We start from the raw sequence: 15,373 nt of genomic DNA on the forward strand, positions 1-15,373 counted from the left end.
CGGTGGGAACCGCTATTCCCGCAGGCGCAGCAGGGCGAAGACCTCCTCATAGGCCTTTGCCTGGCCGTCCTTCAGATAGACCCGCAGCCGGGGCTCCAGCTCACAGAGCAGCCGGGCCCAGTGGGGGGCCAGCCGGGTCCCGCCGTCTGCCCGAATCTGCGTCAGGGCCTCCTCCAGGCTCAGGGGCCGGGAGGTGAGGTGCATCCGGTCGTCCAGCAGCCGCACCAGGTGCACCGCCGCGCTGATCAGGTCGGTGAGCATGGGGTTGGGGTCCGCCTCCCGGCAATACTCCTCAGGGTAGCCGCCGCTGCCGTCGTAGAACCGGTGATGCCCCAGCGCCGCCCAGCGGTAGGGCCGGGTAGACTCGCTCTGAGACAGCATGACCTCTCCGGAGTACACATGGCACTGGTACATCTCCTTTTCCTCTTCCAGCCAGCTGCGGCCAATGCGCCGCACAAAGTGCTGAAAGGACATGACCCCCACATTGTGCAGCATACAGCCCTCGTAGACAAAGGCGCGCAGCTCCTCCCGGCGGGCAGCGGCCTCCTGGCCGTCCCTGCAGCCCAGGGCCCCTGCCAGCAGCTGGGGCTCCTGTTCCAGAGCCAGGTCGGTGAGCATCACCCCAATCTCCGCGGCCATGCGGGAGGACACATAGCCGTCCGGGTTGCGGCAGGCCACCAGCTCCAGAATAAAGTCCTTTTCCAGAATGCCGTCAGGATATTCCACAAAGCTGTTCAGGCAGGCCAGCAGGTTCTTTTGGGTGGACTCGCTGAGCTGATTGTCCGGCATCCGGCGGACATATTTGGTCATGCGCCGGTACATCAGGCCCATGATCTCCTTCTTTTTGGCCCGGTGCTCCGGGTCGCCCTCAAAATAGGCGGCGTACAGGGCGGGAAGGAACATATTGCGGTAAATGCCCTCCGGGCTGTAGTCCTTCTCGTCCCGCTCCATATAGACCTGCTCCATCCACCCCAGCAAATAGCTCAGGGGCCGCACCCCGCAGTGGTACTGGGCAGCCTCATAGGCATACTGCCAGCGCAGGGCGGGCGTTTGGCCCCGCTCTCTGGCGGCCTCCCGCTGCTGGTCCATCACATACTCGGCGCTCTCCATCACCTCTCGCAGCACCTGGGGGTCGTTCTCTCCGGCCCGCAGCAGGCCCAGGGCTGTGGTGCGCTCCTGGTGGGACTTATAGATATACAGATCCCAGGGCAGGCCGGGGGACTTTTCGTGATAGACCGGGTCGTTGAGAAACCGCAGGGACCGGCGGATGGCCGTCATTTTCCGCAGGCCGTCCTCATGGTTCAGGCCCGAGGAGGCCAGAGCCAGGTTGCCCATGGCCCGGTGGATGTAGCCCCGGGTCTCCATGTCCTCAATCTGGTCATACTGCTTGATATAGGACGCCGCCTCGCCGAACAGCATCCGCAGCTTCCACTGATAGGGGGTCTGCTGGGCTGACATGAGAATGTCCTGCATATAGAACAAAGCCATAGCCCCCTGGTACAGCTCCCGGATGAGCATATCTCTTTTATTCCAGTGGCGGGCATAGGTAATCAGGGCGCTGTGCAGGTCATAGCACAGCACCAGGTCCAGGTAGGCCCCCCTGTCCTGCAGGGCTGCGGCAAAAAGCTGCAGGCTGCGGACGTCCTCCTCACCGGCGGAGACAATGTTGTCGAGAATCGGGAACAGCTCCCGGCGGAGCAGACGGGTGTTTTCCTCCGAGAGCCGGCGGATTTCCTCCGCCCGGCCGGCCCGCTCCCGGGCATAGGCGGCCCCGTCCTGGGGAATGGAGGCAGGGGGAGCGTTCAGCTGAAAGACCTGCCGCAGGTTGGCAATGTATTTTTCCTGATACTCCCTCATGTGGCCCTCCTGCCCAGCAGCTCCTCAATGGTGGCAAACACCTTCTCCATGTCCAGGGGCTTGGAGATGTGGGCGTTCATGCCCGCGTCCAGCGAGCTTTTCACATCCTCCACAAAGGCGTTGGCAGTCATGGCGATAATGGGGACAGTGGAAGCGTCCGGCCGGTCCAGCCGGCGAATGGCCCGGGCCGCGTCCAGGCCGTTCATCACCGGCATCTGAATGTCCATGAGAATGGCGTCGTACTGCCCGGCGGCTGAGGCTGCGAACCGCTCCACCGCCTGCTTTCCGTCCTCGGCGCAGTCGATGACCGCCCCGCTGCCGCCAATCAGCTCCTGGGCAATCTCCCGGTTGAGCTCATTGTCCTCGGCCAGCAGCAGGCGGCGGCCGGTGAGGTCGCAGGCGCTCTCCTGTCTGAGCTCCCTGAGGCCGCTGTCCTGGGTGCAGGCCAGCAGCCCTGCGGCCAAGCGGCTGCGGAACAGGGGCAGGGGGATAAAGCCGTCCGCCCCTGCCCGGGTAAAGACGGTTTCCAGCTGGCTCCAATCGTTGGCCGTGAGCAGCAGAATGGGCAGGCTGCTGCCCAGGCGGCGGCGCAGCTCCGGCAGAAGCAGGGTCACCTCCGCCCCCCGAAGCTGTTCGGCAGTAAGCACAGCATGGTATTCCACTCCGTCCAGGTCCGCGTTGTTGACATACTCCCCGGCAGCGTCCGCATCCTGGGCCCAGTCCGCAGCCATGCCCAGGCCGTGAAGCAGCTCCAGGGTGAGCCCGGCTTGGTGGCAGTCGCTGTCCAGCAGCAAAACCCGGCGGTCCCGCAGCAGGGTCCAGTCGGGGCGGCTGCCCTCTGCCACAGGAAAGGGGATGCGGATGGTAAAGCAGCTGCCCTGATCCGGCTCGCTCTCCACGCAGATCACCCCGCCCATCAGCTCTACCAGGCTTTTGGTAATGGCCATGCCCAGGCCCGTGCCCTGAATCTTGTTGACAGAGGACTTCTGCTCCCGCTCAAAGGGGGTGAAAAGCTTGGTGAGAAATTCCCGGCTCATGCCAATGCCGTTGTCCTTTACGGTAAGCTCCATGGCAGTCTGGCCGGGAGCCCTGCCGGCGAGCACGGCAAAGGTCAGCTCCACCCTTCCTCCCCGGGGAGTGTATTTAACTGCGTTGGAGAGCAGGTTCAGGCAGACCTGCTTCAGCCGCACCGGGTCCAGCACCAGCTCCTCCTCCACCACCTGCCCCATTCTCAGGTGGAATTCCAGGCCCTTGGCGTCGGCCTGGGGGCGGGCGACAATGAGGATTTCGTGGAGCAGGTCGGCAATGCTGGCATTCTCCGGCTGAATCTGTACCCGGCCGCTTTCAATGCGGGACATGTCCAGAACCTCGTTGAGCAGGGACATCATATGGGCGGAGGCCACCTTGATTTTTTCCAGGCATTCCCGCACCTTCAGGGAGGCGTCGCGCTGGCCCAGGGCGATCTCCGTCAGGCCCACAATAGCGCCCATGGGGGTGCGTATGTCGTGGGACATTTCAGAGAGGAAGCTGGTTTTGGCCTTGCTGGCCATCAGGGCCTCGTCCAGGGCGGACTGATTCTGATTATAGTATTCTGTGACTGGGTTGAGCAGGCAGATCATGGCCTGGCCCTGGGGGAAGACAGCGGTGGAAAAGACCTGCTCCCGCAGGTGGAGAAAGAGGGGGGGAGCCGGGTGGCCGTCCAGCGCGCGGCAGAGAGCCTGAGCCTCGGGGGCGGGCAGAACCTCCAGCAGGCGGCCGCCGGTCAGGGCCTGAGCCAGAGGGTTCTGATACAGGTCCCTTCTGCCGCCGGGGGCAAAGGCGGCAACCGGGATGCCGGCCCCGTCCCAAGCGGAATGCAGCGCGCGCTCATCCATGATGAAACATCCTTTCATTCAACCAAAATTTCACACAAACCAAGTAAACACATTTTACCACATCCCCCCCTACAAATCAACCCCCAGCGTGACGCTGGACCCAACTTGAGGCGGGTGTCCCGCAGGCAATTCCCGGGGCGCTGAGTTGACGAAGTCAGCGCATAGGCACGGCCAGCGCGGGGTGGGTTCTGTCAATAGGTTCTGTCCGCAGTTTGGGGGTGGGAGGGGGCAGCGGGGCTTTTGGAGGGTAAAATTGCGTACCCCATTGACATTGTGCCGCACATAAGTTGAGTATCGACCACTTGAGACAGGCAGAATAGCGCGTCCAGCCGACATTGTGTTACAGACAAGTTATGCACCAAGCCCCTGGTGTGTCCAGGTCAAAAGCCTGCGAGCCCACTTCGTGAACTCGGCCATCGAAAGCGGTCTTCTGACCTTGCGGAGCGAATCCCCTTAAAATGGCGGCGCGGACAGTATGGGCGCGAGGCAGCATCTTGCTTCTGAATCTCAGCCAGAACGAGGTGAGGCCACGCCGCCGGCTTGTCTTGGGCAAGTTGGATTGTCACAGGCAGGTCGGATAGTCAGCCCCACGCCTTTGACCACAGGTCAGACAGTGGACTCGCAGCCGGTCAATTCGGAAATGGCAGGTTCACGATACCACGGATCAGAACAGCTCCCTGTCCGAAAGTCAGAAGAGCCTGCGGGCACAGCCGCGCCGTTCTTGCGTGGTGACACTCTGCGGAGCAAGGCCGCAAGGGCTCTAGCTGTGTCCGGCAGACCATCCCCCAATACCATTGGCCACCCGGTAAGTACCCGTTGACAGCCCCTGTCCCCAGTGGTAAAATAAATTGTAGCATCATGTCGAACCAGCGCAGGGAGGGGATGCCAATGATTTTAAGCGTCAGCAGGCGGACGGACATTCCGGCCTTTTATTCCGAGTGGTTTTTTCAGCGCCTGAAGGAGGGCTTTGTCTGTGTGCGGAACCCCATGAGCGCCCACCAGGTAAGCCGCATCCAGCTTTCTTCCGAGACTACGGACTGCATCGTCTTTTGGACCAAGGACCCCGGCCCCATGCTTCCCCGTTTGGAGGAGCTGAGGCCCTATCCCTATTATTTCCAGTACACTCTCAACAGCTACGGGAGCGAGGTGGAGCCCCGTGTCCCCCCTCTGGACCAGCGGCTTGGGGCTTTTGCCGGCTTGGCGGAGCAGCTGGGCAAGGAGCGGGTGGTGTGGCGGTACGACCCCATTCTGTTCACCCGTACCTATACGCCGGCGTACCACCTGGAAAGCCTCAGCGGGCTTGCCCGAGCCCTCCGGGGTCTAACGGAGAAATGTGTGATCAGCCTGGTGGACCTGTACCCCTCTAAAAACGCCGGGGCTCTCTCCCGGCTGGGGGCGTATCAGCTGCCCCCGGAGGAGCTGGACCGCTTTTTGCGGGCAGCGGCTGACATTGCCCGCAAAAACGGCCTGGTTATGGCTGCCTGCGCAGAGGACCTCCCTGTGGAGCAGTACGGCATAGAGCACAACAGCTGTATTGACGGCGCTTTGATTGAGCGACTGATTGGCTGCAAGCTGCAGGCCAGGCCCGACAGGCAGCGTCCTGGGTGCCGCTGCCTGAAGTGCGAGGACATCGGCGCCTACGACACCTGCACCCACGGCTGTGTGTACTGCTATGCCAACTACCGGCCCCAGGTGGTGGCCGCAAGAGCCGCTGGCTATGATGTAAGCTCTCCCCTGTTGTGCAGCCGGCTTCTCCCCGAGGACAAGGTCACAGTCCGTCCGGTGCGGTCTTACCGCAAGGAGCCTGGGGAAGAGGCGGTTCAACTAAGCTTATTCTGAAAAACAAGAACCTGTGCCAATAGGCTCAGCTCACGGCTTTTCCCTCCTGCTCCGCAGCGGTGGGCGGGCCGGGGGCTGGCCCTGTTGGTACAGGTTCTTATGCCATATCCTGGAAAGGAGCGTTAGAATGGATGCCATCTGGAACTATTACCGGGAAGCGGCTGCCCGCACCGGCCGGGACCCGAAAACCGGCAGGTCGATGGGCTTCTCCCTGGAATTCTTTTTCTGCAAAAGCCAGCCTCAGGAGCAGAATGCCCTGGTCCGGGCCTTTTTAGGGGACGGCTCTCTCCCGCCGGCAGGGGAGCCCCTGCCATGGGAGGAGCTTATGCCCTATGTCAGCCAGGTCACGCCCCCCTACCCTGAGCAGCTGCGGGCCATTGCCCGGGCCTTGGCCTCTCCGGTCTCTTTGGTGCAGGGCCCGCCCGGCACAGGCAAAACAGAGACCATCCTCAACCTTATCGCGGTCATCCGCCGTATGCACCCGGAAAAGACCATTGCCGTGGTGTCTACCAACCACGAGGCGTTGAACAATATCTACGAGAAGCTGGAGGAGGGCCGGGCCAGCGACCCCATGCTGAAAGAGATTTACGGCAGCTTTGCCGTGCTGGGCAGCAAGCAGAACGTGAAGGACTGGCGGGAGCAGCGGGAGGCTTTGGGAGAGGACGTGTCCGCCATTGACCCCAGCGGCCGGCCGGTGGACCCGGCATATCTGGGACGCTATCCGGTGTTTTCCAGCACAGTGCACTCCTTGCGGAAAATATTTGACGAAAAGACTGGGTTTGACCATCAATTCGACTTTGTAATTGCGGACGAGTGCTCTCAGATGAGCGTCATGCTGGGCATGATTGCCATGAGCTGCGCCCGCCAGCTGGTGGTCATTGGCGACGACCAGCAGCTGACGCCCATTATTCACGACAGTCTGGAAGAGCTGGCAAAGGAGAGGGGAGACGTCCCCCTGGTCTACATGGAGCAGGAGGGAAAGAGCTTTCTCAGCGCCTGCGGGGAGGTCTTTCCTGGCCTGCCCTCCACTTTGCTGAATATGCACTACCGCTGCCACCCCTCCATCATCGGCTTCTGCAATCAGTACATTTATGACAACCAGCTGCAGGTGGCTGTCCAGGACGACGGAGCGTTTTGTATGCGGGCGGTGTGGTATGAGGGGGACTACTGCGAAAAGCACAAAGAGGCCCGCCCCACCCAGGAGGAGAGCGGGGAAAGAGGCCGCTATCAGACCCAGAACCGGCGGCAGGTGGAGATCCTTTTGCAGGAGGAGCTGCCCCGGCTGGCCCAGCGGCTGCGGGACCCCAAATTCAGCGTGGCGGTGATCTGCCCCTTCCGGGGGCCGATCGAGCAGCTGGGCCAGCTGCTGCCTCAGCGGCTTCGGGGGCTGGGCCTGGAGGACCAGGAGGTCTCGGACAACCTGGATGTGGCAGGAGGCGGCGAGGACCGGCTTGCCATGGAGGACATCCCCCGGCTGACCATCCACCGGGCCCAGGGCAAGGGGTTCAGCGCGGTGTTTCTTCTGACTGCGGAGGACTACTATAAGGGGGAGGAGGCCTGGTGCCAGCAGAAGCGGCTGGTGAATGTGGCGGTGTCCCGGGCCAAGCGGGAGCTCACGGTCATCACCTCCTCCCAGTGGCTGCCAGAGGAGCTGCAGCAGGAGCTGACCGGGTATGTTCTGCCCAACGGCCAGGAGAAGGAGCCTGCAAAGGGCATGTACTACCGCAAGCTGCTGGCCTATATTGCAGAGCGCTGTCCCCAGCCCCAGGGAGAGTTTGGCCTGCACCGCTCCGGCGTCACGTCGGTGTTTGACCACACGCCCCGGCTCCGCCGGATTTCCGGGGCCAAGCGCGGCTCTCGGGAGGAGGCTTCGGCCCCGGCCCGCTGCGTGGCCCAGGCCCTGGCGGAGAATTTCGGAGAGGAGTATACCATCCTCAGCGAGCTGCCCCTGACAGCGATTGCAGAGGCCGCCGCTGTCACAGACGCCCCGGAGGAGCTGCTGGCCTACCGGGAGCACAGCCGGATTGACTTTGCCCTGTGTCAGGAAAACCAGGTGCGGCTGCTGATTGAGGTGGACGGGGCCTACCACCGGGAGGAGGGCTCGGAGGTCCAGCGCAACGACCAGCGAAAGGACCGGTGGATAGAGCTCCTGCAGGCGGAGAGCTGCTTTCTGCGCCTGCCCACCGACGGCAGCGGGGTCCAGGAGATGGAGGCTGTCCGCCAGCGGCTGGCCTTCAGCGGTCAGGCGTTGACTGTGACAGAGCAGGGCCTTTCAGAGGCCTTGTCCGCCGCCCGGGCCAGGTACCGGCTTCAGCAGCTGCTTGCGGACCTGACGGGAATGGTGGACGAGCACCAGAAAAGGCTGCGGGAATTTCTGGCCCGGGAGGATATGACCGGGGCGCAAAAGCTGGACTGCATCCGCATGGATTTTAGCCACGCGGAAAAAATGCGGTACAATGTCCAGATACGCAACAGCTTCTACCTGTGCCGCTATGCCATGGCCTATGCCTTTGAGTACGCCATGCTGTACGACCTGGCCATGCGCCTGCACCGCCAGAGCGGCAGCAATACCCTGGGGGTGTTCTCTTTTGGGGCGGGCTCTCTGCTGGACGCCTGGTCCATGGCCTATGCCAGGGCGCGGCTGACCTTGGAGGAGCCGGCCTATGAGGCGTTGAAGCTGTACTATAAAGGGGTGGACGAGCAGCTGTGGGACAGCTATTTTGTGGCCCCCCAGCGGATTTGCCCCTCTGACGGCAGGGATGAGCCTTCCCGGGCGGAGCCGTCTCCGGACTTTGAGAAGCTGTGGCTGTGCCATTCCGGCATTGCGGAGTTTCTGGACAGGGATATCCTCAGCCGTAAGGACTGCCGCCTCTATTACGAGACCCTGGTCTTCCCCAAAATCGTCAACGAGCTGAAGGAGGAGGATGTGGAGGCCATAGAGGAGAGGCTGGGCCGGGTGCAGCTTACCTACCCGGTCTACTACCTGCTGGTCAGCCACAGCCGGTACCAGCTGGACAGGAGCGGGGAGATTCTGGAACGCTTTGTGCGCGCCCTGGACCCGGAGGGCCGCTATGAGCGGTGCAGCGATATCCATCAGCTGCTCAGCCCTGAGAACCAGCAGGCTTTCCGGTCCGCCTGGGCTGCCTGGGACCGGCTGGTCCCTCTGCTGCCTGAGACGGCCGGGGGGCCGAGGGGGTATGCCTTTGAGAGCAGCCTGCCCTCCGCAGAGGGAAAGGAGGCGCGCCGCCCCTTCCCCATCCGGGCCTTGAACCAGGACTTTGCCTACGACGGGCCCCGGTCTCTGCTGCGCGGGGTGGAGGCCCTGCAGGAGCAGGCCGGCGCAGCGGCCTTTCCCTGTCAGCAGGTGCAAAAGGTCTCTGCCATTACCTTTGACGTGATACGGCTGAAGAAAAAGGAGGCGTAATTTTATGGGAGACCAGCAGACGGCGAGCCGGCGTCAGGGCTATTCTGACATGCCTGCGGAGCTGGACAGTCTGGGCATGAACGAAAAATACAATGGCCTGACCCAGTTTATCTGCGAGTGCGAGACGCCTATGACCATTGCCATTAACGGCGACTGGGGCTCGGGCAAAAGCTCAGCGATGATGATCATTCAGAAGCGGCTGGAATTCCTCTATGGCGGGGAGATCCGAAAGCAGATCATCAACTTCAACACCTGGGAGTTCTCGGTGATCAACGACCACGCCAAGCTGGTGTTTGAGCTGATGCACACCCTGAACGACCGGCTGATGGAGCTGGAAGCCAGCCAGGCCGGGGAGGGCCGGGACCAAAAGCAGGGCACTGCGGCTGAGAGAGTGCTGGCCGGGGTCATGCGGCTGGGAGACGCGGCCAGAAATGTGGCGGTCACCTTTATCGACGAGAGCACCTCCCTGAAATATCTCAGCAGCGCGGTAAAAGCGCTGTGCGAGCGGACGTCTCCGGAGCCGCAGCTGGAGCAGCCGGACCAGCTCAGCGCCACCCGCCTGATGAAGCTGGTGAAGGAGGACATTGAGAGCCGGATACAGAAGCTGGTAGGAGGGCTTGCCAACCCCCGCCTGTTTATTTTTGTAGACGACCTGGACCGGCTGGACCCCCAGGTGGCCCTGGACCTGATTGAGGGCATGAAGAACTTTGCCAGCTACCAGCACTGCGTCTTTATTCTGGCAGTGGACCAGAGCGTGGTGGAGCGGGGGCTGAAGTCCAAATATGGGGCGGAGCTCACCGCAGGCATGGCAAAGCAGTTCTTCGATAAGATTATTCAGCTGCCCTTTCAGCTGCCGGTAAACTCCTACGATCTGACCGCCTATGTGTCCAGCCTGCTGAAGGTGGCCCCGGACGAGGCCAAGCCCTTTGTGGAGCTGCTCAGGCGGTTCGGCATCCGCAATCCCAGAACCATCAAGCGCAGCCTGAACATGCTGCGGATGGTCCAGTGCATCAACACGCCCCAAAGCGGCGTCCAGGAGGATGCGCAGGAGCTTGCCGTCCGGCAGTACGCGGTGCTTTTGCTGCAGCTGACCCGGGAGAGCGACCACACGCTGCTGGTAAGCCAGATTGTAGAGGACGACTTGGCGGCGATGCACGCGAATTTTCAAGCCCTCCGCAGCGATGAGAGCGGCGTGGAGCGGGAATATATTGCCGCTGTGCTGGACCAGTTTTATACCGAGGAGGCCGACAGCCTCAATGCCACAGAGCAGCTGCAAAACATCCTCCTTTACACCAAGTCGGAGGACGTGCGGCAAGATAACCTTACCGCCGTCCAGTTCATCCGCAGGCTGTTCCGGGAGTTGGGCGAGTCTCAGCCGGAAATGATGGGGAACAGCGAGGAGTGGAGAGAGGTGACCGCCAGCACCAAAACAACGCTGTCCAACCGGGAGAAGGACCTCCGGGTGGACTACCAGCTGCGGAACCTGCAGGGCAAGGGCTGGCGGAGAATGATTATCACCTACCGGCCAAACTCCACAGATATTCCGCGGAAGGCCTTTGTCACTCTCTATGCCCAACGCTTCAATCGGACAAATCTGAACCAGCACTATCCGGGAAGCTTCCTTATTCTGCCGGATGGCGAGAGTCCCAGCGGCCGGCAGGACGGCGTGTTTGAGTGCTACTGCACCGAGGGCCGGCTGACTGTGTTCGCAGGCTGCCACCGCAACACAGATTTGATTTTTCAGCTCATGCGGGACTGGGGCTTTCTGAAGCAGTAAGCAAAAAACCACCGCCGGGGCAGAGGCCCGGGCGGCGGTTTTCTGTCTGGCATTTACTCAGAACTTGGGGTACTGCTCCCGCAGCAGGGGAATCTGGTCTGCCCGTGGAGTGCCCTCCAGGCGTTGAATGTAGCTTTCCAGCATACCCCGGGCGTGCTCCGGGCCTCCCTCCCGCATAACGGTCCACATGGGGTCAGCCTCAAAGTCGGATTTCTTCATCATGTCCTCGGTCCAGTTCAGCAGCAGGCGTGCGCCCCTGTCGCACAGGTCGGGCCGCTCCTCCGCCAGGTTGTGAAGCTGGTGGGGGTCGTTTTTCACGTCAAAGAGCATCTCCTTGGGGAACAGATGATAGCCCCCATGCACGGTGCGGATGTAGAGGTAATCATCGAACCGCGCGGACCGCTGGCACACATGGCAGCACTGGGTGAGCACCACGCTGTCCCGGGCGCAGTCCTCCCCCTTGAGCAGAGCCGGGGCATAGGACTGGCCGTCGTAGTCATACCCGCCCCGCATGGAGGTGCCAAGCAGTTCCTGAACGGTGGGGGCCAGGTCCACATTGTCGTGAAAGCCGCTGTCCACATGGCCCTTCATGCCCCCGGGCCATTTGATGATCATGGGAATGTGGCAGGTGGGCTCGTCGGCAGTGCCGTGTTCGCCGTAAAGGCCCAGCTCTCCAAAGTTCTCCCCATGGTCCGAGGTGATAATCACAGCCGTGTCCTCATAAACCCCCAGGTCCTTCAGCTGGTCCAGAATCTGGGCGATATTGTCGTCCGTCCAGCGCACACCATAGTCATAGCTGTCAATCATGGCCTTCACATCGTCCAGGCTTTTCAGACAGCCAGGGTGGCGGGGGTACTGAGGGTACTGGGCGTCGTCCCACATGTTGATCTCGTTTGCGCCGTGGGGCCCTACATGCAGCAGGTGCTGGTCAAAGATCTCCTGGGTGATCCAGTTGTCCGGCAGGGGAACGTCCTCATAGGGATAGCCGAAGGCGGCCGGGGCCCGGTAGGGGGTGTGGGGGTCCCAATAGTGGACATGGAGAAACCAGTTGTCCTCCCCGCCCCGGCGGCGGAGCCAGTCCAGCACATGGGGGGTGACCTCCTCGGCAGACTCGTTGCCGCATTTGCCCACATTGAAGCACTCGTTGAACCCGGCGTTGAACCACCAGGCGGAGTGGCGCTCGGCAAAGGTGGAGAAGGACGCTGTGTGCATCCCCGCCTGGCGGAACTGCATGAACAGGCCGTTTTCGCTGCACTCGTCCCGGAAGTGGCGGGTCTCGCCCTGCAGGCGCAGGTCGGCGGCAGTGCCCCCATGGCCCAGCACCCCGTTGCGGATGCCGTAGCGGCCGGTAATCAGCGAGGCACGAGAGGGCAGGCAGGGGGCGTTGGGGCAGTAGTAATTGTCAAAGCGGACGCCCTCCCGGGCCACGGAGTCAATAGCAGGGGAGGTGTCTCTGCCATAGCCATAGCAGCCCAGGTGGTCCGGGCGCAGGGTGTCGATGTCGAACATGATGACGCGCATAATTTGCCTCCTTTGGGCGATTTGCCTCTATTATACTATTTTGTTTTTGAAAATGGAATCCTTTTTGGAAATTTTGCGGACAGATTGGGCGGCCGGCTGATTCAGCCGGGCCAAGCGGCGGGCATTCTGCCCTTTTACGGGTCCCGGACGGAGCCTTGAGGGGGCTTCTGAGGCAAAGCCAGGCCTGCCAGAGCTCCCCATACCGCCCACAAATCTCTCCATTTGGGCCCATCCCCTGGGCCTCCCGCTTGACAGAGCACCACCTTTTTTGGTATAATTTAACCCGAATCACACGAACAGGAGGGTGAACAACAGCATGAAGCAGTTTTTTGGGATGAGCCAGCAGGGCGATCTCTCTCAGGCTCTCTCCGGCTTGTACTCCCCGCAGTTTATTATGCTGATGTCCAATGAAAAGCAGTTTGAGGACCATGTGCAGGAGTTGGAGAAGCGCTTTCCCGGCGTCCCAAGCATTGGCTGCATCGGCATGAGCTACCAGACCAAGGTGGTGGAGCGGGGCGTGGGCATTATCGCCTTTTCCGACGGGGTCGCCGCCGCCGCCAACCTGCTGGAGCACGCCTCTACCATGCCGGTAAGGCATATCCGGCGGCTGGAGGAGGACCTGAAAAGGATCGGCGGCAGCGGCAAGGATGTGATCTGCCTGGACTTTTGCAGCGGCAACGACGCCTGTGTGCTGACCACCATCAATGCTTCCCTGCGCAGGAAGGGCATCTCTCTGGTGGGCGGCACCGGCGACCAGGGGCGGGTTTCGGCCAACGGGCGCGTCTGCCAGGACGGCGTGGCCTATGCCCTGGTGCGCAACCTGGGGGGCAGGGTGAAGGCCTATAAGGAGAATATCTACCGCCAGATGGGCAATTACCAGTTTATCGCCTCGCAGACAGACCGGGCCAATTACATACTGGGCTCTCTCAACGGCAGGCCTGCCAAGCAGGTCTACCAGGAGATTCTTCATGTGACGGACGAGGAGATTCTCACCCGCACCTTCCAAAATCCCTTTGGCAAGTTGAACGGGGACGACGTGTGCATTGTCTCCATCAAGGAGGTAAAGGGCAACGCTTTGGCCTGCTTCCGCCAGGTGAATGACTCAGACGTGCTGAGCCTGCTGGAGCTGGGGGACTACCGGGCCACAGTGAAGGAGACCATTGCCCAGATCCGCAAGGACTTCCCCCGCCGCTCTGCCATTTTCTCTGTCAACTGCCTGTTCCGCTACAAGCTGTTCTCCGAGCATGGGTATATGTCCGACTATCTGCGGGACATGGCGGCGCTGGGCAGCCATGCCGGGCTGGTGGGCTATGGCGAGCACTATAACGACCGTTTTGTCAATCAATCCATGACCTGTGTGGTCTTTGAATAATAAGGGGGAGAGCCATGAGTATCTTTCATAAGAAAGGGCAGCTGCCCCGGCAGGAACGGGACCTCTACCCGGTGCTGTATGTGGCCGGCAGCCTGAAGGAGTATCAGCAGGCGCTGGTAGAGAAGGAGGTGGACTCCCTGCGGGAGCTGGGCCAGGTAAGCCGCTCCTTCTCCGGCGTGCTGCGGGAGGCGGAACTGTTCCACAACAAGCTGCAGGACCTGGGGGACTCCTTTGCCAACATCAACCAGACGGCAGGGCAGTTTGGCGAGGTGCGGGATAACATTGCCGGAAGCGTGAACGGCGCCCAGGGGCAGATGGAGGCGTTGGGCCAGACCTATACCGCCATTCAAAGCTCCTACGAGGAGATGGCCGGAATTTTCTCCCGGCTGCAGGAGGCCGTTGAGGGAATACGCCAGTGCATGGGAAAAATCGTCGCCATTGCCGACCAGACCAATATTCTGGCCCTGAACGCCTCGATTGAGGCCGCCCGGGTGGGCGAGGCGGGCCGGGGCTTCTCGGTGGTGGCCACCCAGGTGAAGGGGCTGGCCAAGGAGATCAAGGTGCTGGCCGCTGAGGTGGAGGGCGGCGTGGCTGACGTGGAGGCCCGGGCCGGGCAGCTGAGCAGCAGCATCTCCGTCTCGCAGGACACCCTGGGCCAGGGAATGGAGATTGTAGACCAGACCAGCGAGAGCTTTCAGAGCATCACCACAGCGGCCGAGGACGCTGTGGGAGTGCAGGATGAGATCTCTGAGGTGATCGAGTCCTCGCAGACAGAGCTGCAGGTGATCTGCCAGTTCTTCCAGCGCATCAAGGACCTGCACCAGGAGGTAGTGAAGCACATTGATAATGCCAGCCGCCTGGGCACCACCAAAAGCGCCATGTTTGAGGATATGGACAATATGATATCCCAGCTGCCTCCGATTGTGGCGGAGCTGCAGCAGGAGGAAGGCTGAGCCTTCCCAGGAGAAAAGCCGGCCCGGAGAGGGGCCGGTTTTTTGCGCCTTTTGCTGACCGGGGAGCCCTCCTGAATCATGTGGTGATGGCCCAAAAGACGGCAGCCTTTGAGCAGCGGAGTTCTGTCCCAGGGGTTCAAACAGCTTTTTGTCATGTTTTTTGCGATGGCGGAAGGGGCAGCGTCAGTCTCTCTAGCAGGGGCTGGCGCTGTAATGATTTTCTAAAAATTATCTGCTGTCCCCCTTGACAGGTGACGGAGAGCGTGGTATACTGCTGTTATAGTTAGTTACTTGAGTAGTTAACCGGTTTAGAAAGGAGGCGCACATGCAAAAGCTGGATCTAAGCGGGGAAAAGCCCATTTTCCTGCAAATTGCCGAGGGCCTGGAGGACGCGGTGCTGTCCGGCGCTTTGCCGGAGGGAGGGCAGCTTCCCTCCATCACGGAGCTTTCCGTGCAGTACACCATCAACCCCGCCACAGCCTTAAAGGGCATCAATCTGTTGGTAGACCAGGGCGCGGCCTACAAAAAGCGGGGGGTGGGCATGTTTGTGGCAGAGGGGGCCAGGGCCCTGCTGCAAAAAAAACGCCAGGGAGAGTTTTCCTCCCGGTTTGTGGCAGCTATGGTGGCCGAGGCCCAACGTCTGGGCGTGGCCCGGCAGGAGCTGCTGGACATGGTGGAGCTCGCCCAGGCGATGAAGGGCATGATCGTGAAGGGCGGCCGCTATCCGCAGGTCCTCAGGAACAAGACGCTCGGCAT

Annotated in this window: 9 protein-coding genes; 6 read left to right on the forward strand and 3 right to left on the reverse strand. The window is 61.5% G+C overall.

From position 1 onward, the window contains the following. Window positions 1–12 precede the first annotated feature (12 nt). Complete coding sequence (locus ACTO5E_RS00740; protein ID WP_482300702.1) at window positions 13–1,857, reverse strand: HD-GYP domain-containing protein; 1,845 nt, start codon at window positions 1,855–1,857, stop codon at window positions 13–15. Next, on the reverse strand, window positions 1,854–3,731 hold the full coding sequence (locus ACTO5E_RS00745) for an ATP-binding response regulator (protein ID WP_482300704.1): 1,878 nt from the start codon (window positions 3,729–3,731) through the stop codon (window positions 1,854–1,856). Before ACTO5E_RS00745 ends, ACTO5E_RS00740 begins: the two co-directional genes overlap by 4 nt. 882 nt (window positions 3,732–4,613) lie before the next feature. On the opposite strand from ACTO5E_RS00745, the gene ACTO5E_RS00750 reads away from it, so the two are divergent. The 3 genes from ACTO5E_RS00750 (at window position 4,614) to ACTO5E_RS00760 (ending at window position 10,771) form a co-directional block, all read left to right on the forward strand. Further along, window positions 4,614–5,570: a DUF1848 domain-containing protein gene (locus ACTO5E_RS00750; protein WP_482300706.1), complete on the forward strand. Its 957-nt coding sequence runs from the start codon at window positions 4,614–4,616 to the stop codon at window positions 5,568–5,570. 127 nt (window positions 5,571–5,697) lie between these two features. Further along, on the forward strand, window positions 5,698–8,994 hold the full coding sequence (locus ACTO5E_RS00755; RefSeq protein ID WP_482300708.1) for an AAA domain-containing protein: 3,297 nt from the start codon (window positions 5,698–5,700) through the stop codon (window positions 8,992–8,994). 4 nt (window positions 8,995–8,998) lie between these two features. After that, window positions 8,999–10,771, forward strand: a complete 1,773-nt coding sequence (locus tag ACTO5E_RS00760) for a KAP family P-loop NTPase fold protein (protein ID WP_482300710.1) — start codon at window positions 8,999–9,001, stop codon at window positions 10,769–10,771. A gap of 57 nt (window positions 10,772–10,828) precedes the next feature. On the opposite strand, the gene ACTO5E_RS00765 is transcribed toward ACTO5E_RS00760, so the two are convergent. Beyond that, complete coding sequence (locus tag ACTO5E_RS00765; RefSeq protein ID WP_482300713.1) at window positions 10,829–12,292, reverse strand: sulfatase family protein; 1,464 nt, start codon at window positions 12,290–12,292, stop codon at window positions 10,829–10,831. Window positions 12,293–12,608: 316 nt separating this feature from the next. Between ACTO5E_RS00765 and ACTO5E_RS00770 the strand changes: the two genes are divergently transcribed. From ACTO5E_RS00770 to ACTO5E_RS00780, 3 genes are all read left to right on the forward strand, one after another. After that, a complete protein-coding gene (locus ACTO5E_RS00770) occupies window positions 12,609–13,664 on the forward strand; it encodes an FIST N-terminal domain-containing protein (protein WP_482300715.1) in 1,056 nt (351 codons plus the stop codon). Window positions 13,665–13,678: 14 nt separating this feature from the next. Further along, on the forward strand, window positions 13,679–14,617 hold the full coding sequence (locus ACTO5E_RS00775) for a methyl-accepting chemotaxis protein (RefSeq protein ID WP_482300717.1): 939 nt from the start codon (window positions 13,679–13,681) through the stop codon (window positions 14,615–14,617). Window positions 14,618–14,942: 325 nt separating this feature from the next. Next, window positions 14,943–15,373: GntR family transcriptional regulator (locus tag ACTO5E_RS00780; RefSeq protein ID WP_482300718.1), on the forward strand; the 431-nt coding region annotated here is incomplete at its 3' end.

This window comes from Acutalibacter sp. (genome assembly GCF_056800975.1).

Coding starts and splice junctions, on each gene's coding strand:
- ACTO5E_RS00765 (WP_482300713.1), bottom strand. CDS start 12,292: ATGCGCGTCATCATGTTCGACATCGACACCCTGCGCCCGGACCACCTG.
- ACTO5E_RS00740 (WP_482300702.1), bottom strand. CDS start 1,857: ATGAGGGAGTATCAGGAAAAATACATTGCCAACCTGCGGCAGGTCTTT.
- ACTO5E_RS00750 (WP_482300706.1), top strand. CDS start 4,614: ATGCCAATGATTTTAAGCGTCAGCAGGCGGACGGACATTCCGGCCTTT.
- ACTO5E_RS00770 (WP_482300715.1), top strand. CDS start 12,609: ATGAAGCAGTTTTTTGGGATGAGCCAGCAGGGCGATCTCTCTCAGGCT.
- ACTO5E_RS00755 (WP_482300708.1), top strand. CDS start 5,698: ATGGATGCCATCTGGAACTATTACCGGGAAGCGGCTGCCCGCACCGGC.
- ACTO5E_RS00760 (WP_482300710.1), top strand. CDS start 8,999: ATGGGAGACCAGCAGACGGCGAGCCGGCGTCAGGGCTATTCTGACATG.
- ACTO5E_RS00745 (WP_482300704.1), bottom strand. CDS start 3,731: ATGGATGAGCGCGCGCTGCATTCCGCTTGGGACGGGGCCGGCATCCCG.
- ACTO5E_RS00775 (WP_482300717.1), top strand. CDS start 13,679: ATGAGTATCTTTCATAAGAAAGGGCAGCTGCCCCGGCAGGAACGGGAC.